The following is a 26,295-nucleotide window of genomic DNA, read 5'->3' on the forward strand; positions in this document are numbered from 1 at the left end:
TAGTTTTAGTCTTTTGGCGGATGCCAATAAAAGACACTACAAGTATAGGAGAGAGGGCGCTTGTAGAGGTTCAAAATTTGATTAATAAGGTTCAAATTTTGAATCTACCTATATGGAGGGGTAGATTTTAAAAGGTATTTCCTTCGGGAGACTTCTTTTGCTGGAAATAAATCTTAGGGGAGACCCCAAACTTTTCCCGGAAACAAGTGCTGAAATACTTCGGGTTATTAAAACCGACTTGATAGGCAATTTCTGCGATATTATCCAATCCTTGATCCAACAATATTTTGGCTTTTTGAAGCCGCATGTCCCGAACAAACTCCACAGGAGCGATATCGGTCAAACTTTTGAATTTTTTATAGAACGTATTCCGTCCCAAGTTGAGCGAATCCGCTATTTGATCAATACTCAACGTAGGGCATTCCATTCTCTCCTCCACGATGGAGATCACGTTCCGGAGAAATTCCCGGTCATGGTCTGTGATAATAATATCATCTGTACATATCAACAGTTCGCGACGATTTAACATGTGTTCAAAAAGAAACTTACGTTGTTTCAAAAGACGTTCTACAGAAGCTAATAGAAAATCTAAATGGAAAGGTTTGGTAATGTAATAGTCTGCACCATATTGCAGACCTTCTATCTGGGTTTCTATGGCGTGTTTGGCACTCAACAGAATAATAGGAATATGACTTGTCTCTACATGATTTCGGAGTTGTTTTACCAGTTCTATTCCACTCATACCGGGCATCATCACATCGCTAACGATAATATCTGGTTGATTATTTAGCGCTTCCGATAGTCCCTGATTACCTTGTTCGGCTTCTAGTACTTGATAGTATTTCTTTAGCTGCGAGACTAAAAAGGCGCGAAGCTCCTCATTGTCTTCGACGACAAGTACCTGTTCGCTTGGTTTTTGGCTTAAGGATGCCTCTTCCAATCTTTCCACACCCAACTTCACAGGGATGTCGATATTTTCTGATACATGGAGAACCGGCGAGGATTCGTCTCCTTCGTTTTTCTCTAATAGGAGGGAAAAGGTGACTTCCAAGCCTCCTTTGTCCCTATTTTTTGCCCATATTTCTCCCCCGTGCAACAGTATGAGTTCTTTCGCCAGAGATAATCCTATGCCCGAACTCTTTTCAGTACTGCGGACAGAAGTCGATTCCATGTGAAAGAGCTCAAAAATTTCATGCAACGCTTCTTCTTTAACGCCCGGTCCTTGATCTTGTACGGATAGGGTTACCGAATTGATTGCTGTATTTATATTACAGGCGACCGTAACTTCTGTATTTGGGTAAGTATATTTTAAGGCGTTGGATAACAGATTATACAGTACAATTTCTAGATTATCCCGGTCTACGGTCAAAAATAGCGGTGTGTTGGGAAGGTTGTGTTGTAGACGAATATTTTTTTCTTTCGTTGCGACTTGGAAACCGTCTAGCACCTGACGGACAAGTGAAATAAAATCAGTGGGGGTTTTATGCAATTTATAACTGTTTTCCTGTATTTGTCTTAATTCTAAGAGTTGATCAACAAAACGTTGCATGCGCTTTGCGTTCAAGTTGATTAATTGTGTGTATTGTCGATTTTCTTCATCTAACTGTTTGTTCTTGAGCAATTGTTCTGCGGGGCTTAAAATTAGGGTTAGCGGTGTTCTCAGCTCGTGGGAAATATTGGTAAAAAAGCGCATCTTGACTTCTGCCATTTTTTGCTCAATAATAATGCGTTGTTTCAGGAGCCACATGGATCTGATAAAGTGTCGAACAGCTATCAGTGTAACGAATAGGAGGCATGCATAAAGGCTATATGCCCACCAGGTTGTCCACCAAGGAGGTGATATGATGATGGAAAGCTTTCGTAAAGGAGTAGTCGTATGGAGGTCGTAGTCCCTTTTCACCTCAAATATGTAACGACCCGGCTTCAGATTGGTGAAAGTTGCCCTATTTAAAGAGCCATTCTGTTGCCATATACTATCTAAACCTAATAGTCTATATGAAAAATTGTGATTACCTGTGTAAAAATCCGTGATAGCAAAATCGATACTGATATTGTTTTCGTCGTGTGGTAGAACAAGGTTGTCAAGATATTGAATGTTCACTTTTTCCTTATCTCCTATGAGATTTTGTTCTGCATTATTGATCCATAATCGGGTCAAAACTATGTTGGAAGCCCGTGATTTAGATCCGACTTTAGGGACGTTTACGGTGAGGAATCCCTTATTCGTTCCGAAGAATAATCTCTTTTCCGCTGTGCCCGATACTGTCTTTTCCGAAAAGGATAGCGTATTAAGTTGGTTACCGCTGTCCATGTTCATGAATTGGCTTCGTTGTTGGTCATACTTGATTAAGCCTCCTTCGGTGGAGAGCCATAAATCACCGTTAGCATCAGCGATGCCACTTAAAATGAAACTATTTTGAAGACCTTCTCTTTGTCCAAAGTTAGTAAAGGAAAGTTTTCCGAAAGGATTGCCTTCTACTTTGGTAAGCCCACCGCCAGATGTACATAAGTACATCGCTCCTTTTGTATCTGAAAAGATATGTTGTATGTCATTTTCACCTAATCTTACAGGGTGATGTGGGGTATCAAAGAAAAACTGGGTTTCACCTTGGGGAGCACGTACCACTAGTCCTTCTGTCGTGGCAATCCATAAGTTTCCATATTGATCAAAAGTAATGTGGCGGATTTTGTTGAATAATTTTTCTTTGATAGGGCGATTGCTCCATTCAATCTTTTGGACGTCCACCTTTCCAAATCCTTGCACGAGTTTATATAGGCCATTCTCAAAAGTGCCAATCCAGATACTTTGATTTTTATCTTGAGCTAGTGTATATATTTGATCCGCATCCAATCCATTTTTTTTACGCGAATATCGTTCTAAGGCATAATCACCGTTGGCGGTGAGGGTACCCTTAAATAATCCTAATGCTTTCGTCCCGATCCAGATGTTGCCCGATTGGTCTTGCATTAAACTATAGATACCATCAGATTTTTTAAAAGTGGTTTGATTGAACAGGGAGACGGTATTTTCCGATTTTCGAATGTAGATATCGCCGGATTTCGTGCCTATCCATAGATTAGACGACGCATCCAACAGTAGACTTCTTACTTCATTGTACAGTGAAGTATGCTCATTAATAAACAGGTCGTGATGGTGAAAAGCAACGTCTGAAAAAACAAGCTTACTAAACCCTTTCTCTTCGGAGGTAAGCCAAACGGCTCCTGGATGATCATTAAAAAAGAGATAATTATATTGCGGCAGAACAGTGGTTTCTGACCCTACATCATTGATCGAAAATTTGATTTTCTGTGCATTTTCATCAAAGTATCCGAAACCACCTCCTCTTATGCTGATCCACACGCGATTGTTGACATCCTCAAAACAAAAAAATGGTGTGTTTTTATTCCGTTTCGCATATAGCGGTTCAAAAATGCGCGGTAAATTGGTCGTTCGATCTAGATAAAGTACGCTTCCTTCTTGTTCTATCCAAAGATTCCCCTTTGTATCCTCGTACATACTAAAGAGCGGCTCGTTTCCTTCGATAAGTTTGTCTACAGTCTTGGTGGAGAGGTTGAGGCGAAATATGCAACCGTCGTTACCGGTTATGTATAGAAAATCACCATACTTGGAGAAAAGGAGCGCATGAAGCATATCTCCGCCAATGGTGATTTTTTCCACGCGACGTTGACCTTCTTTTACCAATAATATATCGGAATTACTGGTGATAAATGCGGAACCCCACTTTCCCTTCGACGATTTGATAACGGAAGCGGCGGTGTAGGGACTCTCCTCGGATTGATACTGTTTATCTACCAAGGTGAGGAGATCAAGCCCTTTGTGGGTCCCAATCCAAAGATTGCCTAATTTATCTTGGTGAACAATGTGTATGGTATCAGATGAAAGAACATATTCTTTTGAACTTTTGATACCGTAGTGTAAGATGTTTGCCGAGCGATCGCGACGAGGGATGGCAATGATTCCTTTTTCTTGTGTACCTACCCAGAGATGATCATCGGTTAGTCGAAATAATTTATCAAACTGATAGACCTGCCCTAACGACTTTGTTATCCAAGGAGATAGGGCATGAAACTTTTCTGTTTTCTTCTCAAACCAATAGATTTGTTTATCGTACGTTAATACCCATAGATAATCGTCATCATCCAAAACTTGTACGATTCGACGATTTAATAAAAAAGAATCATTCTTCTGCGCAGCATTGTCAAATGTTCTAAAGCTGGTTCCATCATAGCGGTTAAGCCCATTCCAGGTGCCTAGCCACAGGAAACCGTCTTTATCTTTCGTAATGGAAGAAACTGTACGGTGAGATGGTCCGTTTTCTTTGGTGTAGCTCGTTAAATGACCAACCGCCTGTGGGAAACCCACAAGCGGTAAGACACAAAATAATATGACAGCAATTATACGCAATATCTATTTAATTAATTGTTTGGTAATCCGTAACCATTCGTGACCTTACCTTTCGATTGGTCGATCACGGTAAGCGGCATGGGATGGTAGTAGCGCGGAGCCATATTTTCTCTACCCACAACCCCGTCCAAGATAGCTGCTCTATACATAGCAGGGTTTGTTCCTTGCAACATTTTGATCGCCCAGTCGGTCTTGACATAGCCGTCAGCTTCTAACGCGGCTGCTTCAGAACCGTTCGGATCGATGTAATTGTACAGACCTTTAATGGCCAGGTTTTTAGCAGTAACACTTGCGTGTGCAGCAGCATTCCAATTGTAGATCCCTCGCCAGCCTGGGAAACGTGCCGGATCGTTGGGGTTGGTGCTTTCTTGCGTCACCACAGCAGCCGAGCTGCCCGGATTTAGCTGCACATGTTTCGTCCAGATGTAATTAGAAATTGTACGTCCGCTCGGGAAGGTGTAATATCCATTGCTAGCCAATCCCGCTACCATGTCTTCCATTTCCTGCCGGACTTTTGTAGCTCTTTCGTTGAACTTTCCGGAGCGTATCATGTCCCAACGGACGTCTCCTTCTCCAAGTAACTCTAGTCGCCGCTCTTCGTAAATTGCATTTAGGAGTGCATCGCCACTCAACGACGGGATATTGTTGTTAGTGTTACCAAACGCGCGAGTTCGAATTTGGTTTACCAAATTTACCGCACCCCCGTTATCTGTACCCAGAATAGCTTTTGCTTCTGCTAGCATCAACATGGCGTCCGCCATCCGCATAACGGTGTAGTTCATACCAGAGTTACGGAAAGCATTATTAGGAATCAAAGGATTGTCTCCGCGGTTTTGATCCCATTTATTGATCGCTGGACCGCCGCCGCCGATACGCGTTCCCGCACCCATAGGCATTAATGTCTCTCTTCCCGTTGCCGCATCGCTACCTGTTACTACCATACTCACGTCACGACGCTTATCCCCGTCCTCAAAGCCGTTGTAAAAGAAAGACGGTATAATACGGATAGCAGCAAAAGTGTTGAGTACCGAAACAGCCCCGTTGTTTGAACCAGGACGTCCTTGGGAATAGGGGTGCTCGCCTCCGAAACCCGGAGCACAAGCGACTTCGTATAAAGATTCTGGACTTACACGTCGGGAGTTGATTTCTTGCCAGTGTACTTGAAAAGGATTGTTCAATGCCCTGCTATCGGTGGTTATCAGCCTAGCGGTTCCGTTATGTGTATTGACGGCAAGGTTCAGATATTGTTCCGCCATCCGGATGTAATCCATATAATCTTTTCGTCGTGCATATACACAAGTACCATCGTCTGTACCTTTGTAATCAAATTGCACGTTACCATATAAGCCGGCTACATCCGTACGGATAGTCTGCCAACCACCGGCGTGCAAGGCAATTTCTCCAATAAGGGCATTTGCATAGGAACGGTTGAGACGTTCTGCAGTGACACCCCCCTCACCAACTTTATACATCAGACCTTCGGCAGCTTTCAATTCTGCAATTAAGGTGTCCATGATTGCAAAACGCGATTTCAGTTCGTAGTCTTGTACATAGGTGTTCTCATAGCCGAAGGGTACATCACCAAAATGACGAACCAATTCCCAGCCACAGAGCGCCCACATCGTTTTCGCTTCACCATAGAGTTGTTTCCACTCGTTGTTCTCGCTGGTTTCTAGTACACCCATGCCTTGAATTACCTCTGCAATTCGGGATGCACGAGCCAAAATAATATTCAAACTATTGTATTGGTTTGCTGCATTATTTATGGCCGAGGCTTCCGGCTGTAGCCGGGCAATTACATTATTCCCGGTAGGGAACTCACTCATGTATTCCGCATCGGAACCTAGGGGATCCTGCCAGTTGTAGTTACCTCCCGCAGCCACGTTGGTTCGGTATTCGCCGTAAGCCCAAGATAAAGTTTTGGCTGCTTCTTCTGGGCTAGACATAACAAACTCGTTATCGCTCTGCCCCGGGTTGGTGACATCTAGGTAGTCTTTACATTGGATAAATAAAGCTGATGCCGCCAGAAATATATATAAAAATGTTTTTTTCATGGTTCTCTGTGTTAAATTTTTTAATCAATCGCCTGGCTTAGAAAGTAGCGCTTAATCCGATCACAAATTGACGCGGGCGAGGATAAGTTCCCCAATCAAAACCTGGCGTTGGATAACGCGCGTTGTTGATATTCGGATTGGAGTTTACTTCAGGGTCGATTCCTGAATATCCGGTTATGGTGGCTACATTATAGATGGTGCCATAAACCCTTAACTTGCTTAGTCCAATTTTGCTCATTAAAGACTGCTCCATGCTATAGCCCAATGTCAACGTATTCAACCGGAGGTAAGACCCGTCCTCAATACCAATATCGCTTACATAACCTTGGTGTAAGTAGGTAAGCGGTAAAGTTGCGTTCTGGTTTAACGCATCCAATGCATTTGGATCGTTTATCCGCTGTAGGTTTCCACTCGCGTCAATATCGTAGATTTTATAGCCATCTTTTACGATGTCTAGCTTGTTGCCGTACAATCCTCCTCCTTTATTCCCATTATAAAGTGTAGCCAACTTGTTGGCATTATAAATTTGGTTTCCATAGCTCCAATTGAAATACGCGCCTAAATCAAAATTTTTATAGTTAGCATTCAGACTGATACCTCCGGTGTGTTTTGGGGTCATATTGCCAATTTCCACATAATCTTTTGTATCGATCATGCCGTCGCCGTCGGTGTCTACGAATTTAGGCATGCCGGGATAAGCTTGCTGGCCGGCAGGAACGACACCTTTATGGTGAGCTACAAATGCCGAGGTTAGATCGGCGATCCCATCTTTTAAAGTATACATCTGTGTGGCTGCATCGTATGTAAAGTCGCTGGTTTCGTAAAAGCCTCTGCCTGCCGTTTGATAACCCATGACGATACCTACTGGTTTACCTTCTTGCAAGATAAAATCATTACCCGGTATACCGGATTGCAAGAAGTTACTACCGTATACACTTTGCACCCCTTCTGCTAACTCCTCGATTCTATTTTTGTTGAAGTTGATATTACCGCCCGCGGTGATGTTCCAGTCCTCATTTCTGAATACCGTACCCGATAGGGAGAATTCTACACCTCTGTTACTGGTTTTTCCTACGTTTGCGTAGCTGGTGTTGAAACCGGTGATGGATGGAATATCGGTAAGCATTAATAGATCACGCGTGGAGTTTTTGTATACGTCTACTGTACCCCAGATTCTATTGTTCCAAAGGGTGAAATCAAGCCCTAAGTTCCGGGTAATGGTTGTTTCCCATTTTAAGTTACGGTTTGCCATTTGTGCGGACGCTAAGTCGTAACCAGGCTGCAGGACGTTGCCTAATGCTTGTCGATAACGTAGATCGGTTTCTGCGACCCATAATTGTGACCACTGGTTTGGATCGACCGCGTCGTTACCTACTTCGCCGTAAGAGGCACGTATCTTCAAGTCATCTATCCAGCTTTGGCTTTTCAAGAAAGGTTCGTTAGAAAGACGCCAAGCCGCCGCAGCAGCGGGGAAATATCCCCAACGGTGCTCTGGCGAGAAATTCGATGAACCATCGGCACGCATGGTCACCGTTAGCATGTATCGGTCTAATAGTGAGTAGTTGCTTCGGGCGAAATAAGAAAGTATCCGTGAAGGCGTAGTGACACCACTGGAAACAACAAGATTCGTAGAAACGCTGGTATCATACTGGTTGATCATTGCAAAGGCGTTGTCTTTCGTGAAGTTGGCGGGAAAGCGCATCGCGTCGATCCGCATATCACTTCCTCCTGAATTCGTGATTTCTTGTCCTGCTAGCAGATTTAGCCGATGGGTATCATTCTGTAAAATGTCATAATTCAACGTGTTCGTCCAACGAAGGCCCCACTTATCTCGCTTCCTTAAGTCCGCATTTCCGGCATATATAATCTTGTCCATCGTTTCCATCGTACCCGTAGCGATGTAATAGTTCGGATCGACGGTAGGTCCTTCCCAATTTTTGTCGGTTGTATACGAGCGTGAGAGAGTTAACTCCGTACGGTAGGTTAAGTTGTTAAGTATATTCCAGTTTAGCCCCGCTGTACCCAAAAGCGATTGTTCTAAGACTAGGTTGTCGTTGTCTAACGTTCTGTTTACCCCGTTTGTTACATCATACATTACCGTGTTTTCTTCGCCTAAACTGGAGTGCGTTAGATAAGACAAATCTCCTTTGATATCTGCAATCGCGATCGGGCGAAAACGGTAAGACGATGATAGTATGGACCCTGCGCCGCTGGTAGTCCCTTCGCTTCCTAGGGATCGTCTATCTGTATAACGAAGATCTACGTTAAAGTTTAGATTTTCATGAAGCTTCTGATCGATTTTAAATATAGCAGAGGCTCGTTTTGCGTAAGACATTAATTTCATCCCCTGTTCGTCCATGTAGTTTGCAGCAAATAAAATTTTTGTCTTGTCCGTTCCCCCCGCAATCGAAAGATCGTGGTTATGGGAGAATGAACTATTGTATAAGCTTTTTTGGATGTTATATGCCGGGACGTCTCGGTAAGCGTCGATACCCGCGGTATTGTTTCCGCGATTAGCCCCTAAGGCAAATAATTGTGTGAATGGCGTTACGTAATCGATATCTTCGTAAGCATCTAACATAGCCCATTTAAACGCTAGATAGTCATAAGGACTCAGCGCATCCATATAGCCCGTAGGGCGATTGAATTTGGTATAACCTGTATAAGTTACCATGCTTTTGCCTTCCTTCGCGCGTTTGGTGGTCACAAGTACCACGCCGTTTGCACCGCGTGCACCATAGATGGCGGTAGATGATGCGTCTTTCAGCACGTCTACACTTTCCACCATATCACTTGGTATATCTGAGATGTTTCCGGGAATTCCGTCGATGAGGATTAAAGGTTCATTGCTCTGTGAAATGGATCCACCGCCGCGGATACGGATGGAGACGTCACCATCCGGACGGCCATCTTGAGACATGACATTAACGCCGGGCATCTTTCCTTGCAGTGCTTGCGCCACGTTAATAACGGGTGCTGTAGCGAGATCTTTTCCGCTCACCGAGGCAACTGATCCGGTCAGATCGCGACGACGAACCGTTTGATAACCGATAACCACCACTTCATCTAGTGCCACGTCATCTTCCGTTAGGGTGACGGACAAGGTCGTGTTGGGATTTGCTGGAAGTTCTTGTGTAATATACCCGGTATAGCTGACCACAATAACACTTCCCGAGGATGTACCCGATAACGTAAAATCACCGTTGTTATCGGTAGCAGTTTCTGTAGTCGTACCTTTTATTTTTACACTGGCACCGCGAATCGGTGCGCCAGATAGGTCAATGACATTCCCTTGCTGGTTGGCGGTCTGTGCTAGACCCCGTCCGCACAACAATAGGATCGGAATGAGAATGAGAAAGAAGCCTTTTCTTCGCATTGTATTTATTCTTTTCATAATAATATAGGATTGATTTAAATTTTTAGTCCTTATTTACTTCATGGTGGGCGTATAAATGAGATCGTGTTGCAACCGGTTGTTTCGTTTCAACAAAAATAAAATTGCTTCATTCAAATCCCATTCCAGACGCTTAACTGGATTAATTTGCTTTCTTAAAAACGGATACTTATTAAATGTTTATTAGGTGGATCTATCACTTTGCTTAATGCACTACATTCTCCTAGAAAATGCAGGCGGTTTATTATTTATGTTATACAATGATAGCGTATTTGATGGACTAACACAACGCTTGTGTTTCAAAAAAGTTACGCAAACGTTGCCGGAAAGGAGGCTGTTGTCGTGATGTATTTGATGGTATCTAGCCCATCATTTTTTCATCGCATCGAAAACCAATTGGGCAATAGCTTTTCCGCCGGCTGCCTGAAAATGGGTGTTATCTTTTTGGCCGTCTGGATAGGCTTTAAATTGTCCTGAAGGCAGATTCATAAAGTAATTTTGCGTTACGTAATCTTGTCCTTTTTCAGAGAAATGTGCCATTGAAAGTTCGTTGAGATCGATGAGTTTCACATTCATTTCGCTAGCCACCTCTTTAACAGCCTGTGGGTATTCCCCATGGACATTGTGTAGCTTGCCCTCTTTCCAAGGATAGTTTCGCGCTACGGGCGTAAGTAAAATTGGTAGTGCTCCTTGTTGTCTGGTCTGATCAATAAATAGGCGAAGGAATTCTTTATATCCTTGTATATCTACGTATCGTTCAGGTTTGTTAACGGCGCCGTCATTATGTCCGAATTGGATCATTACGACATCGCCCTTTTGAAGGTTTTTATATATCGCTGCCCAGCGTCCCTCCTGAAAAAAGGTACGGGTACTTCGACCGCCTTTTGCCCGGTCGTCCACTTTTACTTGGTCTACTTTGCCAAGGAGATGTTCCACGTGCTTTAAGCTGTCTTTGACAAAGAATGGCTGAAACATTTGTCCCCACCCGACTAGCGGATACCGTTTGCTGTCGTAATCATCTTCTAGGGAGTAATCGGCTACCGTGGAATCACCGATTAGATAGATGGTCGGTATGCGCTGATAGGAGAACGAAGTGAGTATCAATGATAATACGCTGATAAAAAATGGTAGACGATATCTATGCATAAGCTTTTATTTAGGGTTCCAGCCGTTTAATACTTTTTCTGATGTATATTTTTTGAGCGCGGATTTCTTTAATTGATGAGACCAAACGACTCTTTTTGACAGATCTCTAGCGCCTGGTCCGCGGCTACCGTATTCGGCATAAAAAGCTGTTTTTTCTTTATTAGGGAAGTTTTTGTCGCCGGGCCATGGGTGCCACCCCTCCGGTGTAATATGGGAACCCATTTCTGTATTCAGAAAAACAGTTTTCGAAAATGGACGCCAAGGTCTGCCGAGATAGACCTTATTTACTTCGTCGTCTTTCGCGGTTAATGTGCAAGATTCGAATACAAAACCGTAAGCGTCTTCGGCTGTGGTAGACGCTGCGGTAATATAAGAGTTTGACAAACTTTCGATCCGGCATCGCAGAAAATATGCGGTAGCGGCGCCGAAGATAAAATCGGTGGTACCATTAATGAAGCAGTCTTCGAGATAAACTCGTGTTCCTGCTGCTGCCAGATAAAGGGTGTCCTGATGACCCAGGATATGGCAGTTTCGAATGGCAATGCGGTCGCCTGCGGTATGTAGGGCGACGGCCTGTCCGACCCTACCAGCGGTATTAGCGATGGTAAGGTCTTCTAGGGAACAGTCGTTAGCGTCAACGAAGACGGTATAAGAGGTGTAGGTGCTGAATTTCGAATCACCAGTCACATCAATTCCGCGAAATGGTTTACCTGAATAATCATCATATTGAATGATTGTTTCGGATGGCCCTTCCCCTTTTAAGGTGATATTTCGCTTAAAAGCAGGGATAACGACTTTCTCGTTGTAGGTGCCCGCTTTGATATGGATGACCACCCGTTTTTCCGCATGGTCTCTTACCTGATTAATGGCTGCCTGTATCGTCGTAAAGTCACCCGATCCATCTTGCGCTACCGTCAGTTCAAATCGATTGTCCGAGGTCTGTGCTGTCACTCCATGAGCCAGAAAGAAGACGCACAGAGCCAGCAGAACATTCCGTATATACATAACTATATTCTTTTATTTTATAGGCTCTATCCGAAACCAATCAAACTCCGCATACCCACTGTCGTTGATTTTCGTGTCACGTGCAGCATATAAGCCGAGTGTAGCGCCTATCCATTTGCCGGGCTGGGCGGTAAAGGTGTCGCCAACCGCGGTGTATTTTTTGCCGTCGAGACTGTAATACCATTGACATAGTGCGCCTTTGCCTACTTTCACACGGAGGTAAACATATCCTCCCTCTTCTAGGTCAGTTACGTTGGTAACAGATTCACGACCCGAAGTTAATCCCTTTTTACAACTTGCATAATGTAGTGTCTGCTTGCCCGCTCCTTGTTTGATATAAAGCTGGCTGTAATCCTCCCCTACTACTGCGAAGCCGGCACGTTCATTTTCTACCTTTTCATTGCCAATCAATCGCATTTTTGTAGTTGCCATAAATTCTTCCGCTGGAAATTTTTGTGTAAGCACATTCGGAATATCTAGTAAATTTTTATAGCTCTCCGGAACTTGTTGCGTATATAAAGTTAGATGGCCGTGTTTGCTCGGCATAAGCCAAGTTCCGTCCGGATTAGCTTGCCATTGCCATTGTTTACCAAGTAATGGGCTGTCGAACTCATCCGACTCGGCCGGGGTCTCTATCGGATAGGTTTTTCCTACATTCGGCTTTTTATGTTTCAAGACAGGCTCACCCGTTCCTTTGACATCTTTCTCAATGCCGATAACCGGCCAGTCGTTTACCCATTTCATAGGCTGTAGATGAACAATGCGGCCATAGGCGTCTTTATCTTGGAAGTGAATGAACCAGTCTTCCCCAGTTTGTGTGTCTACCCAAGCCCCTTGATGAGGCCCATTAGTCGGCGCGCTGCCTTGGTGCATAGCAACGTGACGTTCGTAAGGTCCATAAATGTTTTTGGAACGTAACACCAGTTGCCACCCAGTAGAGACGCCGCCTGCTGGAGCAAACATATAATAGTAACCATTCCGTTTATGCATTTTTGTACCCTCGATGGTGGGGTCATCTTCGTGCCCATCATATACGATAACACCGCGGTCGAGAACTTTGCTACCGGTTGCATTCAGCCGCGCAATAGCTAATACACTCTTCAAACCGGCACGACTGCCCGCATAGGCAAAAGATAGGTAGTTATTGCCGTCCTCATCCCAAAACGGACAAGGGTCAATCAATCCTTTCCCTTCAAACACCAATACCGGCTCTGACCAATCACCCGCAGGATCTTTGGTTTTTATCATATAGATCCCAAAGTCAGGGTCTCCCCAATAAATATAAAATTCTCCCTCGTGATGCCGAATCGCAGGTGCCCAAACTCCGTTGCCGTGCTGAACAATTCTGAAGACATCCTCCGGAACTTGCCGAGGTAAGGCGTGGGACACGATTCTCCAGTTTACTAAATCTTTGGAATGGAGTACTGGAAGCCCGGGAGCATGATTGAAACTGGAAGCAGTCATATAAAAATCATCCCCTACTCGGATGGCATCCGGATCCGAATAATCAGCATGTAAAATAGGGTTTTGGTATTGTCCATTGCCTAAATCGGCAACCCATACAGCGGAAACATGCGAGCTTTGTGCAAAAACTGCAGAGCTAGACGTTAGCGCTAAAGCAAGTGAAAATATAGTAAATTTGTTCATAGTCTTATTGTGATTTATTTCTTGGTAAAAACAAGAATACGAATTTTTAGGAAGTGGAACAAACGGGAAATGTGCAATCGTTGCCGGCAACGATTGCGCTTAATTTTATGGTTTATTCTGAAAAAATGCAGAAATTGACAGGCCAAAGGAAAGGTATATGACATCATAAACCCAATAAATATGTGTAAAAAGAATATTTTATGGTCATTAAGTGGCGTGCTTGTGTTGGGGTTGCTGTGCAGCTATATAATACAGCCTAGGAAAAAGAACGTATGGATGATCGGCGATTCGACGATGGCTATCAAAGCGCCGGACAAATTCCCAGAGACAGGTTGGGGAGTGGCGTTTGCGACAAAATTTAATGCGCACACCGAAGTTCAGAATAGAGCGAGAAATGGCAGAAGCACAAAGTCCTGTATAAATGAAGGCATTTGGAAAGAAGTATACGAAGGCATACAGCCGGGGGACTATGTTTTCATTCAATTTGGCCACAATGATGAGAAAGTGCATAAGCCGAATACGGGAACAACGATAGCGGAATATAAAACAAATCTTTCTTTTTTCGTAACGGAGACACGTTCAAAAAAGGGAAACCCTATTTTGTTAACACCTATAGCGCGTCGTGCTTTTGCGGACGGAAAGCTGGTGGATACACATGGCGAATACCCGGATGCGGTAAGGCAAGTGGCTGACAGCTTAGATGTGCCGCTTATCGACCTCACGACGGAAACCTCTGCTGTGCTATCGAAACTGGGAGAGGAAAGGTCAGTAAGCTTATTTCTGCATCTTCCGGAAGGATACCCCAACTACCCAAAAGGTGCGGTTGATAACACGCATCTGAACGAACATGGGGCCGAAACCATTGCCAATCTCGTCGTTCAAGAAATGAAACGACAAGGTATACCTTTAGTCAATGATTTAAAAAAGAAAAGATAATAAAATGAAGAAATTAGTTTGCGTGGAACCGGGCAGATTTGCGTATGAAGAAGCAGATATTCCCACGCCGGGAAAAGGAGAATCTTTATTGCGTATCCGGAAAATTGGGATTTGTGGAACGGATATCCATGCGTTTGCAGGTCGACAACCTTTTTTCACCTATCCACGGGTGCTAGGTCATGAAGTTGCGGCAGATTATGTCCAGGGAGACGCAGCGGGATTTGTGCCGGGCGATAAAGTGACGGTGATTCCTTATTTCACGGAAGGTAAAGACATTGCTTCTCGGATGGGAAAGCCCAATTGTACGAATGATATGCGTGTATTGGGCGTTCATATTGACGGTGCGATGGCAGAGTACGTCGTCGTACCGTCGCATGCTTTGCGTAAGGAAGAAGGATTGGATTATGATGATTTGGTACTTGTAGAGCCGCTGTCCATCGGGGCACATGGTATACAGCGTGGAAGGGTTATCCCGGAAGAATTTGTGCTTGTGATTGGCGCAGGTCCAATCGGTTTGGGAATTATCGCACTGGCAAATATTGCCGGTGGAAAGGTGATAGCACTAGATGTAGATGATAGTCGTCTCGCGTATGCGAAGGCGTTGGGTGCGTCGTACACCGTTTCGGCACGGGACACCGATGTACAGGAGCAATTGGCTACCATTACAAATGGCGATATGCCTACGCTTCTGTTTGACGCAACTGGAAATACAGCGGCTATCAACAACGCTTTTCAGTATATGGCTCATGGCGCGCGTTATGTTCTTGTCGGACTGCAAAAAGAAGAGATACATTTTAGCCACCCGGAGTTTCATAAGCGGGAAGGAACATTGATGAGTAGCCGAAACGCTTTGGCGAATGACTTTGAGTATGTCATGCAGCACCTGCAAGATAAATCATTAGATGCCGCCCAGTTTATTACCAGACGGGTAAACTTCACAAATGCTGCGGAACTGTTTAGTGACCCTAGTAAACCTTTGCTATCAGGTATTAAGACGATCATCGAATTTAATTAGGTTTTTCACCTAGAGAGTAGGTATATTTCTTTCGCAAACGTTACCGATAACGTTTGCGTTTTTAATTTTAGGCTAACTCACTGTTAAACTGATTATTAATGCCTACATTTAACATCAACCAGTTAAGAGGGTGTATTTGTATGAAGATAAGCCTGTTCATTATTTTGATTTTGTTTGGTGTCCATTCTGTTTGGGCTACTTCTTATGATTTCGTGGTGGCGAAAGATGGTAGTGGTGACTTTGGAACTGTACAAGAAGCGATTGATGCCGTTCCCTCTTTTCGGAAAAACGTGACTACAATTTTTGTAAAAAAGGGTGTGTATAGAGAAAAAATTGTGTTGGCAGCGCCTAAGCAGTATATAAAACTAGTTGGTGAGGACAAGTTTAATACGATTCTGACATATGATGATTTTGCTCAAAAGAAAAATGTTTTTGGTGAAGAAATCGGAACATCGGGCTCATCTAGTTTTTATTGTATTGGAGACGGCTTTATAGCGGAGAACATCACGTTTGAAAATAGTGCTGGTCCAGTAGGGCAGGCAGTGGCGATATGGATAGGTGCGGATAAAGCAACGTTTATTAACTGCCGTTTTTTGGGTTTTCAAGATACCTTGTATACCTATGGTAAAGGGGCGCGGCAACTATATGTCAACTGTTATATTGAAGGAACAGTCGATTATATTTTTGGATCGTCCACCGCTTGGTTTGAGGCATGTGAGCTACACTGTAAAAAAGCAGGTTATATTACCGCAGCTTCAACTCCCGAAACATCTGCATATGGCTATATATTCAACAACTGTATTATTACCGGGTCAGAAGACGTACAACGTTTTTATTTAGGTCGCCCATGGAGGCCGTATGCGAAGGTCGTTTTTATGTATTGCTTCTTGCCCGCTTTTATCGTTCCGGAGGGATGGCATAACTGGGGCAAGGAAAGCAATGAACACACCGCTTTTTATGCGGAATATAAAAATAAAGGAGAAGGAGCTTTGTCACAAAATCGTGTCAAATGGTCTCGGCAGCTAACGGACGGAGAGGCGAAAAAGCTATCTATGTCAGCTGTTTTCGGTGATTGGGATGCCGAATCGATAATAAAGAAACACCAGGTTCTCCGGTAACGATTGCATAGTTTTTTCTTTCTTTTTCTACACAAACGATGTAGACTTGTCTAAGAGAAGCAACCAAAATTTAAACTCATAAGAGGTAAAATGATGCAAAAGAAACAATATATCAACGTAATATATACAACCATACTGCTTGGGTGGGGAGGTGTCTGTACATTAAAAGCCCAAGAGCCTGTACATCCTATCGTTCAGCAGGTGAGTTTTCCAAAAGATACCTTGGGAATTATCGATTTTGGCGCAAAGGGGGATGGACAATTTATAAACACGGAGCCTATTAATAAGGCGATTACCACCATTAGTGAAAAAGGCGGAGGTGTTGTATTAATACCTGGTGGTCTTTGGTTGACCGGTCCCATCGAAATGAAGAGCAATGTAAACCTGCATGTTCAGCGGGATGCTGTTGTATTGTTTACCGATGATTTTGGGGCGTACGAACTGGTAGAATCAAATTGGGAGGGAGAACCCGCTTGGCGAAATCAAAATCCTATTTCGGGGAAAAATTTGGAAAATATAGCGATTACCGGGGCTGGTGTCATTGATGGAAATGGAGGAGCTTGGCGCATGGTGAAACGGGATAAAATGACAGACGCACAATGGAAAAAACTCGTTGCATCGGGCGGTGTGGTGGATGAAGCGGGTAAGATTTGGTATCCTTCCGAAAGTTCGCTGCACGGTGCCACAACCAAAAATACGGGTAAAGGCCATGCTGGACAGACAGCTGCTGATTTCATGGATGTAAAGGATTTCCTGCGCCCGAATTTATTGGTGTTTACCGCTTGTAAACGTATTTTACTGGAAGGCGTAACCATTCAAAATTCACCGGCATGGAATATTCATCCGTTGATGTGCGAAGACTTGACAGTAAGAAACCTAACGGTGAGAAACCCTTGGTACGGACAAAATGGAGATGGTTTAGATATCGAATCTTGTAAAAATGTATTGGTCGAAAATAGTACGTTTGATGTGGGCGATGATGCCATATGCATTAAATCTGGACGTGATCAAGCAGGGCGTGATAGAGGAATGCCTACAGAAAATGTTATTATTCGCAATAATATCGTATACCACGGACATGGAGGATTTGTAATAGGAAGTGAGATGAGTGGCGGCGCTAGAAACATTTGGGTGGAAGATTGTTCATTCATAGGCACCGATATTGGCCTACGTTTTAAAACCACACGGGGTCGTGGCGGCGTGGTGGAGAACATATTTATAAATAATATTAATATGGTGGGTATTCCAGGTGAGGCGATATTATTTGATATGTATTATGGTATGAAAGGTCCCCTTCCGACGGCGGGTGAGCAAGGGGATGCCATGGTAGAAATCCCTGCCGTAACAGCGGAAACACCCCAATTCCAGAATTTTGTTATGCGCAATATTAATGTAAACGGTGCAGAAAAAGGAATTTTTTTCCGTGGGTTGCCGGAGATGGCTATTAAAAATATAGTGATTGAGCAAGCCAATATAACGGCAAAAAAAGGTGTAGAGCTTATAGAAGCGTCGGGAATTGCCTTGAAAGACCTGACGCTCAACGTAACCGAAGCAAATCCGCTTGTTCATGTAGATAATAGTAAAAATATTGTGTTCACAGATTTGAAACCGGTAGGCGATATAGATCTCTTGGTTCGCGTCTCGGGCAAGTCGTCCCAAAATATTGTACTCACAGGCGCCAAGGTAGAAGAGGTCAAAACAATAAGTGAGTTTACCAACGGTGCGTCAGAAGAAGCGTTGGTGATAAAGTAGCGGAACAAAAAAATAATAACATGAAGAAAGGTATACATATTATACTGTGCTTATTACTGTTTGCGCAGGTTGGTATCGGGCAGGAAAAGGCGCTGTCTGAAAAAATGGCGATTACGGCGATGGATTCGCTTTATAAGGATGCTCGTTTTACCAATGAGGAGCGCGGTCCACAGTGGACGTACGATATGGGTGTCGTATTGGAAGGGATGGTCGAAGTGTGGCGGAATACGGGTGATAAGACCTATTTTGAATATATACAGGGGTGGATGGATCAGTTTGTGGATGACAACGGGCATATCCGCAATTATAGACCGGAGGAGTATAACATAGACCATATTAAAAATGGGCGTTCGTTGTTGTTTCTGTATAAGGTTACGGGTAAACAGAAGTATTTAAAAGCTAGTGAAAACGTATATAAGCAGCTACTTACACATCCGCGGACCAAAGAGGGTGGTTTTTGGCATAAAAAAATATATCCTTATCAAATGTGGTTGGATGGCTTGTATATGGCTCAACCATTTTATACGGAATATGCCGATTTGATGGGAATTGACAGTATATACGATGATGTCGTGAACCAGTTCACCTATATGGAGAATCATGCACGTGACGAAAAGACCGGATTACTATATCACGGGTGGGATGAATCTCGTAACGAAAGATGGGCAAATCCGGAAACAGGTCTTTCCAAACATTTTTGGGCTCGAGGTATGGGCTGGTACGCCATGGCTTTAGTCGATGTGCTGGATTATTTTCCAATGGAACATCCAGGAAGGGAAAAGTTGGTGCAAATCCTACACCGGACATTAACAGCTGTCGCGAAGTATCAAGATCCGAAGACATCGGTATGGTATGATATTGTGGATTTGGGTACGCGTGAGGGGAATTATGTCGAAGCTTCGGCATCTAGCATGTTTGTATATGCTATGGCGAAAGCGGCGCGAAAAGGATATGTGCCGAAGAAGGATTTTCAAAAGCACATTGATAAAGGGTATGCGGGCTTGGTAAAACAATTTATCACTTCAGGTGGACCAGATCGCGTAAATATCAACCATGTGGTTACAGTTTCTGGATTGGGAGGATCGAAAAACTATCGCGATGGTAGTTTTGAATATTATATGAGCGAACCCGTGAAACCAAATGATCCCAAAGGGGTGGGGCCATTTATTTTGGCCGCCTCGGAAGTGGAGTTTGATAAAACGACGCGAGATAGACCGGTAAATATTACGTTGGACAATTATTATAATGACGAATACAAGAAAGCACCGGACGGTCAAATGAAGCCTTATCATTATCTTTGGGACGGCCAGGATAATAATGGTTTCTTTTTACTGGGACGTATATTTGAACAATATGGTGGAAAACTACATACATTGCGTGAGGCTCCTACCAAAGAAAAGTTGGCAAATAGCGGGGTCTATATTATCGTTGACCCCGATACCGAAAAGGAGACGGCAAGTCCGAATTATATGAACGAAACCGACGCAAATGAGATTGCTGATTGGGTACGTGCAGGAGGGGTGCTGTTTTTGTTGGCCAATGATGCAGGAAATTGTGAATTAGCCCAATTTAATACGTTGTCCCGCAAGTTTGGGATAACGTTTAATGAGGATAATAGGAATATGGTGAAAGGAAATAATTATGGGATGGGAGCGATTAACATACCACCGAATACGGGGATTTTCCAGAAAACAAAGAAAATTTATATCAAAGAAATCTCAACAATAGAAGCGATAAATCCAGCGAGGCCAGTCGTTCGGGATCAAGATGACGTCATTATCGCGACGGCAAAATTTGGCAAGGGGATTGTGTTTGCAATAGGTGACCCATGGTTATACAATGAATATGTGGACGGCCGTAAATTACCAGCGGAATACCAAAACTTCGATGCGGCAAATGAATTGGTGGAATGGTTGATTAAAAAAGCTAAATAAGATAAAAATGTTGGTTACTAGACTTTTAATATGGAGCTGTTGTTTGTTCGGATTTTCTTTTTCCACTTTTGCACAACAGACGGACAGCTTAGCAGAAAAGGTGTTGGTATACCAACTTTCCAACGGTGCATGGGGAAAACAGTTGATCGATAAAAAGGCAGTTAACTATACTTTACCGTTAACAGAAAAATTGCTTCAAAAAATTAGCGAAACGGATGAAAAGCACGCAACTATAGACAATGGCGCGACTACTAAGGAAATTAATATCCTTATAGCGGCTTATCATAAAACGCAGAACGCTGCTTATTTAAATGCGGCGCGCCGAGGAATTGAGTACTTATTAGAAGCACAGTATGAGAATGGTGGTTTTCCTCAATATTATCCCAATACATCCTTGTATCGCGGACAGATCACGTATAACGATAACGCGATGATTAATGTGTTGACGGTCTTGGATAATCTGGTAAAAGAGAAAAACGGTTGTGTCGTGTTAGCAGAAGATCGTTTAAAAGAGCGCGCAACGGATGCAGTGGCGAGAGGCATAGACTGCATATTGAAAACACAGATTATACAGGGTGATTCGTTGACTATCTGGGCTGCTCAATATAATGAGAAAACACTTCAACCGGAACAAGCAAGGGCGTTTGAACCTATTTCACTAAGTACATCGGAGTCTGTCAACATCGTTCGTTTCTTGATGAAGCAGCCCATTACACCCGCCATCGAAAAGGCTATAGAGGCAGCGATTAGTTGGTTTGCGGTGCATGATATTGAGGGGTACCGGTTCGACCGGACGGTTGATCCAAGTACAGGCAAAACCGTACGTAATCTGATTGCAGATAGCACATCAGTTGTATGGGCTAGGTTCTATGACAAAGAGAGCAATCGGCCAATATTTGGCGATCGTGATAATAGCGTGACCTATGATTTTTCAGCAATATCGGATGAACGGAAAAATGGATACGCATGGTTTGGCAACTGGCCGATCAAGTTATTAGAGAATGAATATCCCAAGTGGAAGGAAAATAAAGTGGTAAAAAAATAAAGCATGTTACTTTCAAGAGAGAATATAGAAAAAATAGATGTAAACAAGGTTGAGTTGCCTAAGGGTAACTCCTTTGAATTGCCGGAACGCGTATTGCAGTTTGGCACAGGCGTGTTATTAAGAGGTTTACCCGATTATTTTGTTGACAAAGCAAATAAAGCGGGTGTGTTTAATGGACGTATTTTAGTTGTTAAATCGACCGCATCATCTGGTACAGATGAATTTTCCGAGCAGGAAGGAGTGTATACTTTATGCATAAAAGGAATAGAAGAAGGACAGGAAGTGGTAAGATATAGCGTTAATAACGCTATATCACGTGTGTTAGCTGCTTCGAAAGATTGGACGGCAATTTTGGAAGCCGCGCACAACCCGGATATGCAAGTTGTGTTCTCGAATACAACGGAAGTGGGAATCGTCATGAGCAATGATACGATATCTGATAATCCACCGGCATCATTTCCAGGAAAATTATTAGCCTTCCTTTATGAGCGTTATCGTCACTTTGGTGGTGATAAAACGAAAGGGTTGGTTATACTACCTACGGAATTAATATCTGATAATGCTACGAAACTGAAGAAAATATTACACAGTTTGGCGGTTCAAAACAACTTGGAAGAAGACTTTTTAGCGTGGCTAGACGAAGCCAACGATTTTTGTAATACCTTGGTGGACCGTATCGTACCTGGTCGTTTGCCGAAAGAAGAACAAAAACAGACGGAAGAAGAATTGGGTTATCAAGATCAACTTATGATTATGGCTGAGCCTTTCCGTTTATGGGCTATTGAAACCGACTCGCCGCGTGTAAAACAGATCCTTTCGTTTGCAGAGGTAGATAATGGCGTTGTGCTTGTTCCTTCTATTGATAAATTTAAGGAAATTAAGTTGCGGTTGCTCAATGGTACACACACATTAAGTTGTGCTGCTGCGCTATGGAGTGGTTTTATCACGGTAAAAGAAGCCATGAAGAACGATACCTTCAATGCTTTTGTAAAAGGCTTAATGAAAAATGAAATCAGTAAAGCTATTGTCGATGAAACTATTGAAACACAAGATGTAGAGGACTTTTCTAATCGGGTGATCGATCGTTTTAGTAACCCCTTTTTGGAGCATCGTTGGGAAAGTATAGCATTAAACTATACATCCAAAATGAATATGCGTAACATAGCGCTATTGGAAAAATGGTATAAAAAGAATTTGCTTCCGCCATCGTATATCGCTTTAGGTTTTGCGGCCTATATTAAATTTATGAATACCGAAGAGCAGGAAGGGCGTTATGTACAAGAAATTAACGGAGAGAAAATCATATTGCAAGATGAGTTTGCTCCCGTTTTATATGATTATTGGAAGGATTCCGAAACCGTAGTAGGAAATGTGTTGCGTGACGATAGTCTATGGGGAAAGGATTTAACAGCCTATCCCGGTTTTGAATCAGCAGTCAAACAATCTTTAGATGAGATAAACGCTCATGGCGTACTAAAAACAATTGAAACCTCTTTGGACTAAATAGATCAATACAATTTTCTTCTTCTTAAAGAGCAAACGGAGAAAAAATCTTCTATACCATTGAGATTTAACACGCATAGATAATTATTAAATGAAATTTAAAAGGCATAATGGCGAGTAAAATATTAAGAATCCATCCGAAGGATAACGTGCTGGTGGCGTTGCAGGATCTTTCAAAAGGTGAGCAAATTGAATTTAACGGCTCCGTCTATACCTTACAGGAAGATGTTCCAGCGAAACATAAGTTTTTCATGCAGGAAATGCACGAGGGAGATGAGATATATATGTATGGAGTGTTGGTGGGAAAGACACAGTATACCGTGCCACAGGGCGGCATAATGAATACCGATAACACCAAGCATGCTGCGGATCCCTACACGTTTAGACCTTACCAATACACTTGGGAGGCCCCAGACGTTTCCCGGTTTGTGGGAAGAACTTTTAACGGTTATGTACGAGAAGACGGTAGAGTAGGTACGGCTAATTATTGGTTATTTGTTCCCACGGTTTTCTGCGAAAATAGAAATCTAGATGTTATTAAGGAAGCCCTTCACAATGAGTTGGGTTATTCCGTGACAGGCAAATATCGAGCGTTTACACGCGAACTATTAGCCGCGTATGAAGAAGGCCAAGATATAACAGCGCTATCACCAGACGAATTAAGTGTCGTTTCTCACCCTAAAAACCGAGTATTTAAGAATATTGATGGCATTAAGTTTTTGAATCATCAAGGGGGCTGCGGTGGCATTCGTCAGGACGCTGCCGTATTAGGAAAACTGTTGGCAGCCTACGCAGACCATCCCAATGTGGCAGGTGTCACGGTTTTAAGCCTTGGCTGTCAGAACCTGCAGTTAAATGATTTGTTGACAGATATCAAAGAGCGCAATCCTAACTTCAATAAACCCCTTCACGTTTTCGAACAACAACAGTCGAAAAGCGAAGAGCAGCTTATAAAAGAAGCAATACAAAAGACATTTATAGATCTTATTGAAGTAAATAAGTTTGAGCGCCAACCTGCCCCATTAAGCAAGTTGACTCTGGGGGTGAAATGCGGAGGTAGCGACGGTTTTAGTGGAATATCCGCTAACCCAGCTGTTGGATACACCTCTGACTTGCTAGTCGCTTTGGGAGGTAAAGTGCTATTAGCAGAATTCCCAGAGCTGTGCGGTGCCGAACAAAATTTAATCGATCGGACGATCGAACCCGATGCCGCTCATAAATTTATTAGATTGATGGGGGCATATAGCCAGGCGGCAGAAAACGTAGGTTCTGGGTTTCACATGAATCCATCACCAGGTAATATTCGGGACGGTTTGATTACCGATGCGATAAAAAGTACGGGAGCTGCAAAGAAAGGAGGAACATCTCCCGTAGTTGATGTTTTAGACTACACGGAGGAAGCCACAAAACCTGGATTAAACTTGGTATGTACGCCAGGTAATGATGTGGAGGCTACCACTGGAAAAGCCGCTTCAGGCGCTACGTTGATTTTGTTTACCACTGGCTTAGGTACGCCGACTGGTAATCCTATTTGTCCGGTTATCAAGGTGGCTACCAATAATACGTTGGCAAAACGCATGGGCGATATAATTGATATCAATACAGGGCCGATCATTGATGGGGACAAAACCATCGAGCAAATGGGAGAAGATATTCTGGAATATTGTATTAAAGCGGCAAGTGGTGAGATTATACCCAAAGCAGTTCAGTTAAATCAAGACGATTTTATTCCTTGGAAAAGAGGAGTTAGTTTATAAAACCATTATCATCATGAAAACATTTTTAGACGACAATTTTTTATTAAATAGCAAAACAGCAGAAACCTTATATCATCAGTTTTCTAAGAATTTGCCGATTATTGATTATCACAACCACTTAATACCTGAACAAATTGTGAACGACACGCAATTTGAAAACATCACACAGGTATGGTTGCAGGGCGACCATTATAAATGGCGTGCTATGCGTGCCAATGGGGTGAATGAGAAATACATTACGGGTGATGCTTCTGACAAGGATAAATTTTTGAAATGGGCAGAAACGGTTCCATACACTTTGCGTAACCCCCTGTTTCATTGGACACACTTAGAGCTTCAGCGTTATTTTGGGATTACAGATTTATTATCACCCAAAACAGCAGAAAAGATTTATGAAGAGACGGCTGCAAAATTGGCGGAGCCGGCGTATTCTGTTCGTGGATTGTTGAAGATGATGAATGTAGAGGTTGTTTGTACGACAGACGACCCGATAGATTCGTTGAATTTTCACCAGCAATTTGCGAAAGAGCAGGAGAGTTTTAAAATGTTGCCTGCTTTTCGTCCGGACAAAGCAATGAACAGTGATGATGTGCAAGCACTGAACGCTTATATTGATCAAGTCGAAGCGGTAACAAACACTTCTATTAACAGCTTTTCCGCCTATCTGGATGCGTTGAAAGCTCGACATGATTTCTTCGCGGCAAATGGGTGCTCGGTTTCCGACCACGGATTGGAGCAGATTTATGCCGAGGATTATACCGATCAGGAAATCGCAGCTATATTTGAAAAAATTAGAACAAATCAGACGCTAACCTATAGCGAGAATTTGAAATTCAAATCTGCTATGTTGGTGCAGTTTGCTGAATGGGATCACGAAAAAGGCTGGGTTCAGCAATACCATTTAGGCGCACTACGGAATAACAATGCACGCATGCTGCGGATAAATGGCCCTGATACCGGTTGGGATTCTATTGGTGATTTTAGTCAAGCGAGAGCGCTTTCCAAATTTTTAAATCGCTTGGACAACGAAGATAAATTAACAAAAACAATTTTATACAACCTTAATCCGGCCGACAATGAGCTGATTGCTACGATGATCGGGAATTTCAATGATGGCTCCATTAAGGGGAAAATTCAGTTTGGATCAGCTTGGTGGTTCCTCGATCAAAAAGATGGTATGACGAAGCAGATAAATGCGTTGTCCAACATGGGCTTGTTAAGCCGTTTAGTGGGTATGCTGACCGACTCTAGAAGTTTCCTATCGTTTCCACGGCACGAATACTTCCGAAGATTGGTGTGCGATATTTTCGGAGAAGATGTAGAAAAAGGAGAATTACCTAATGATGTCGAATGGATCGGCAAGATTGTCGGCGACATTAGTTACCATAACGCGAAGGAATACTTTAATTTCTAGTTGTGAATAGACGATTTCGTTGATTACCTCGTTTGCAGACCATGTAGCAATAGGTAATCAACGAAATCCTTATCGTAATCATTTTATGGATTCCGTGTTCAAATGACTATCTTTCCAAAATATTCTCATGACACCTAAACCGGTCATTC

At 43.1% G+C, this 26,295-nt stretch carries 15 protein-coding genes; 9 read left to right on the forward strand and 6 right to left on the reverse strand.

The genetic code is table 11. The annotated features are described in order from the left end of the window. Positions 1-127: 127 nt before the first annotated feature. From LKO28_RS14750 to LKO28_RS14775, 6 genes are all read right to left on the reverse strand, one after another. Positions 128-4,426: a hybrid sensor histidine kinase/response regulator transcription factor gene (locus tag LKO28_RS14750; RefSeq protein WP_227695790.1), complete on the reverse strand. Its 4,299-nt coding sequence runs from the start codon at positions 4,424-4,426 to the stop codon at positions 128-130. An 11-nt stretch (positions 4,427-4,437) separates the two neighbouring features. Continuing rightward, positions 4,438-6,480, reverse strand: coding sequence for a RagB/SusD family nutrient uptake outer membrane protein (locus LKO28_RS14755; protein ID WP_227695791.1), 2,043 nt, complete (start codon positions 6,478-6,480; stop codon positions 4,438-4,440). Positions 6,481-6,517: 37 nt separating this feature from the next. Next, positions 6,518-9,874 (reverse strand): SusC/RagA family TonB-linked outer membrane protein, encoded by a 3,357-nt coding sequence (locus LKO28_RS14760; RefSeq protein WP_227695792.1) that lies wholly within the window; start codon positions 9,872-9,874, stop codon positions 6,518-6,520. Between the two features lie 369 nt (positions 9,875-10,243). Further along, positions 10,244-11,020, reverse strand: coding sequence for a rhamnogalacturonan acetylesterase (locus tag LKO28_RS14765; RefSeq protein ID WP_227695793.1), 777 nt, complete (start codon positions 11,018-11,020; stop codon positions 10,244-10,246). Between the two features lie 6 nt (positions 11,021-11,026). Continuing rightward, entirely contained in the window at positions 11,027-12,025 is a 999-nt protein-coding gene (locus LKO28_RS14770) for a pectinesterase family protein (protein WP_227695795.1), read from the reverse strand. A gap of 12 nt (positions 12,026-12,037) precedes the next feature. Then, positions 12,038-13,672, reverse strand: coding sequence for a glycoside hydrolase 43 family protein (locus LKO28_RS14775; RefSeq protein WP_227695797.1), 1,635 nt, complete (start codon positions 13,670-13,672; stop codon positions 12,038-12,040). A gap of 180 nt (positions 13,673-13,852) precedes the next feature. On the opposite strand from LKO28_RS14775, the gene LKO28_RS14780 reads away from it, so the two are divergent. The 9 genes from LKO28_RS14780 to uxaC all read left to right on the forward strand — a co-directional run bounded on the left by LKO28_RS14780 (position 13,853) and on the right by uxaC (position 26,146). Continuing rightward, entirely contained in the window at positions 13,853-14,608 is a 756-nt protein-coding gene (locus LKO28_RS14780; protein WP_227695799.1) for a rhamnogalacturonan acetylesterase, read from the forward strand. Between the two features lie 4 nt (positions 14,609-14,612). Next, positions 14,613-15,623 (forward strand): zinc-binding alcohol dehydrogenase family protein, encoded by a 1,011-nt coding sequence (locus tag LKO28_RS14785; protein WP_227695800.1) that lies wholly within the window; start codon positions 14,613-14,615, stop codon positions 15,621-15,623. A 140-nt stretch (positions 15,624-15,763) separates the two neighbouring features. Next, the gene (locus tag LKO28_RS14790) at positions 15,764-16,741 is read left to right on the forward strand and encodes a pectinesterase family protein (protein ID WP_227695801.1); all 978 of its coding nucleotides are present in this window, start codon (positions 15,764-15,766) and stop codon (positions 16,739-16,741) included. 90 nt (positions 16,742-16,831) lie between these two features. Next, the gene (locus tag LKO28_RS14795) at positions 16,832-18,493 is read left to right on the forward strand and encodes a glycoside hydrolase family 28 protein (RefSeq protein ID WP_227695802.1); all 1,662 of its coding nucleotides are present in this window, start codon (positions 16,832-16,834) and stop codon (positions 18,491-18,493) included. 20 nt (positions 18,494-18,513) lie between these two features. Beyond that, positions 18,514-20,427 (forward strand): glycoside hydrolase family 88 protein, encoded by a 1,914-nt coding sequence (locus LKO28_RS14800; RefSeq protein WP_227695803.1) that lies wholly within the window; start codon positions 18,514-18,516, stop codon positions 20,425-20,427. 7 nt (positions 20,428-20,434) lie between these two features. Continuing rightward, a complete protein-coding gene (gene pelA, locus LKO28_RS14805) occupies positions 20,435-21,472 on the forward strand; it encodes a pectate lyase (RefSeq protein WP_227695804.1) in 1,038 nt (345 codons plus the stop codon). Between the two features lie 3 nt (positions 21,473-21,475). Continuing rightward, entirely contained in the window at positions 21,476-22,975 is a 1,500-nt protein-coding gene (locus LKO28_RS14810) for a tagaturonate reductase (RefSeq protein ID WP_227695805.1), read from the forward strand. A gap of 110 nt (positions 22,976-23,085) precedes the next feature. Continuing rightward, the gene (locus LKO28_RS14815) at positions 23,086-24,732 is read left to right on the forward strand and encodes a UxaA family hydrolase (RefSeq protein WP_227695807.1); all 1,647 of its coding nucleotides are present in this window, start codon (positions 23,086-23,088) and stop codon (positions 24,730-24,732) included. A gap of 13 nt (positions 24,733-24,745) precedes the next feature. After that, positions 24,746-26,146 (forward strand): glucuronate isomerase, encoded by a 1,401-nt coding sequence (uxaC, locus tag LKO28_RS14820; protein ID WP_227695809.1) that lies wholly within the window; start codon positions 24,746-24,748, stop codon positions 26,144-26,146. Positions 26,147-26,295 lie beyond the last annotated feature (149 nt).

It is taken from the genome of Sphingobacterium sp. FBM7-1 (assembly GCF_020687765.1).
Taxonomy (GTDB): Bacteria; Bacteroidota; Bacteroidia; order Sphingobacteriales; family Sphingobacteriaceae; genus Sphingobacterium.

Coding starts and splice junctions, on each gene's coding strand:
- LKO28_RS14755 (WP_227695791.1), bottom strand. CDS start 6,480: ATGAAAAAAACATTTTTATATATATTTCTGGCGGCATCAGCTTTATTT.
- LKO28_RS14760 (WP_227695792.1), bottom strand. CDS start 9,874: ATGAAAAGAATAAATACAATGCGAAGAAAAGGCTTCTTTCTCATTCTC.
- LKO28_RS14765 (WP_227695793.1), bottom strand. CDS start 11,020: ATGCATAGATATCGTCTACCATTTTTTATCAGCGTATTATCATTGATA.
- LKO28_RS14770 (WP_227695795.1), bottom strand. CDS start 12,025: ATGTATATACGGAATGTTCTGCTGGCTCTGTGCGTCTTCTTTCTGGCT.
- LKO28_RS14775 (WP_227695797.1), bottom strand. CDS start 13,672: ATGAACAAATTTACTATATTTTCACTTGCTTTAGCGCTAACGTCTAGC.
- LKO28_RS14780 (WP_227695799.1), top strand. CDS start 13,853: ATGTGTAAAAAGAATATTTTATGGTCATTAAGTGGCGTGCTTGTGTTG.
- LKO28_RS14785 (WP_227695800.1), top strand. CDS start 14,613: ATGAAGAAATTAGTTTGCGTGGAACCGGGCAGATTTGCGTATGAAGAA.
- LKO28_RS14790 (WP_227695801.1), top strand. CDS start 15,764: ATGAAGATAAGCCTGTTCATTATTTTGATTTTGTTTGGTGTCCATTCT.
- LKO28_RS14795 (WP_227695802.1), top strand. CDS start 16,832: ATGATGCAAAAGAAACAATATATCAACGTAATATATACAACCATACTG.
- LKO28_RS14800 (WP_227695803.1), top strand. CDS start 18,514: ATGAAGAAAGGTATACATATTATACTGTGCTTATTACTGTTTGCGCAG.
- pelA (WP_227695804.1), top strand. CDS start 20,435: ATGTTGGTTACTAGACTTTTAATATGGAGCTGTTGTTTGTTCGGATTT.
- LKO28_RS14810 (WP_227695805.1), top strand. CDS start 21,476: ATGTTACTTTCAAGAGAGAATATAGAAAAAATAGATGTAAACAAGGTT.
- LKO28_RS14815 (WP_227695807.1), top strand. CDS start 23,086: ATGGCGAGTAAAATATTAAGAATCCATCCGAAGGATAACGTGCTGGTG.
- uxaC (WP_227695809.1), top strand. CDS start 24,746: ATGAAAACATTTTTAGACGACAATTTTTTATTAAATAGCAAAACAGCA.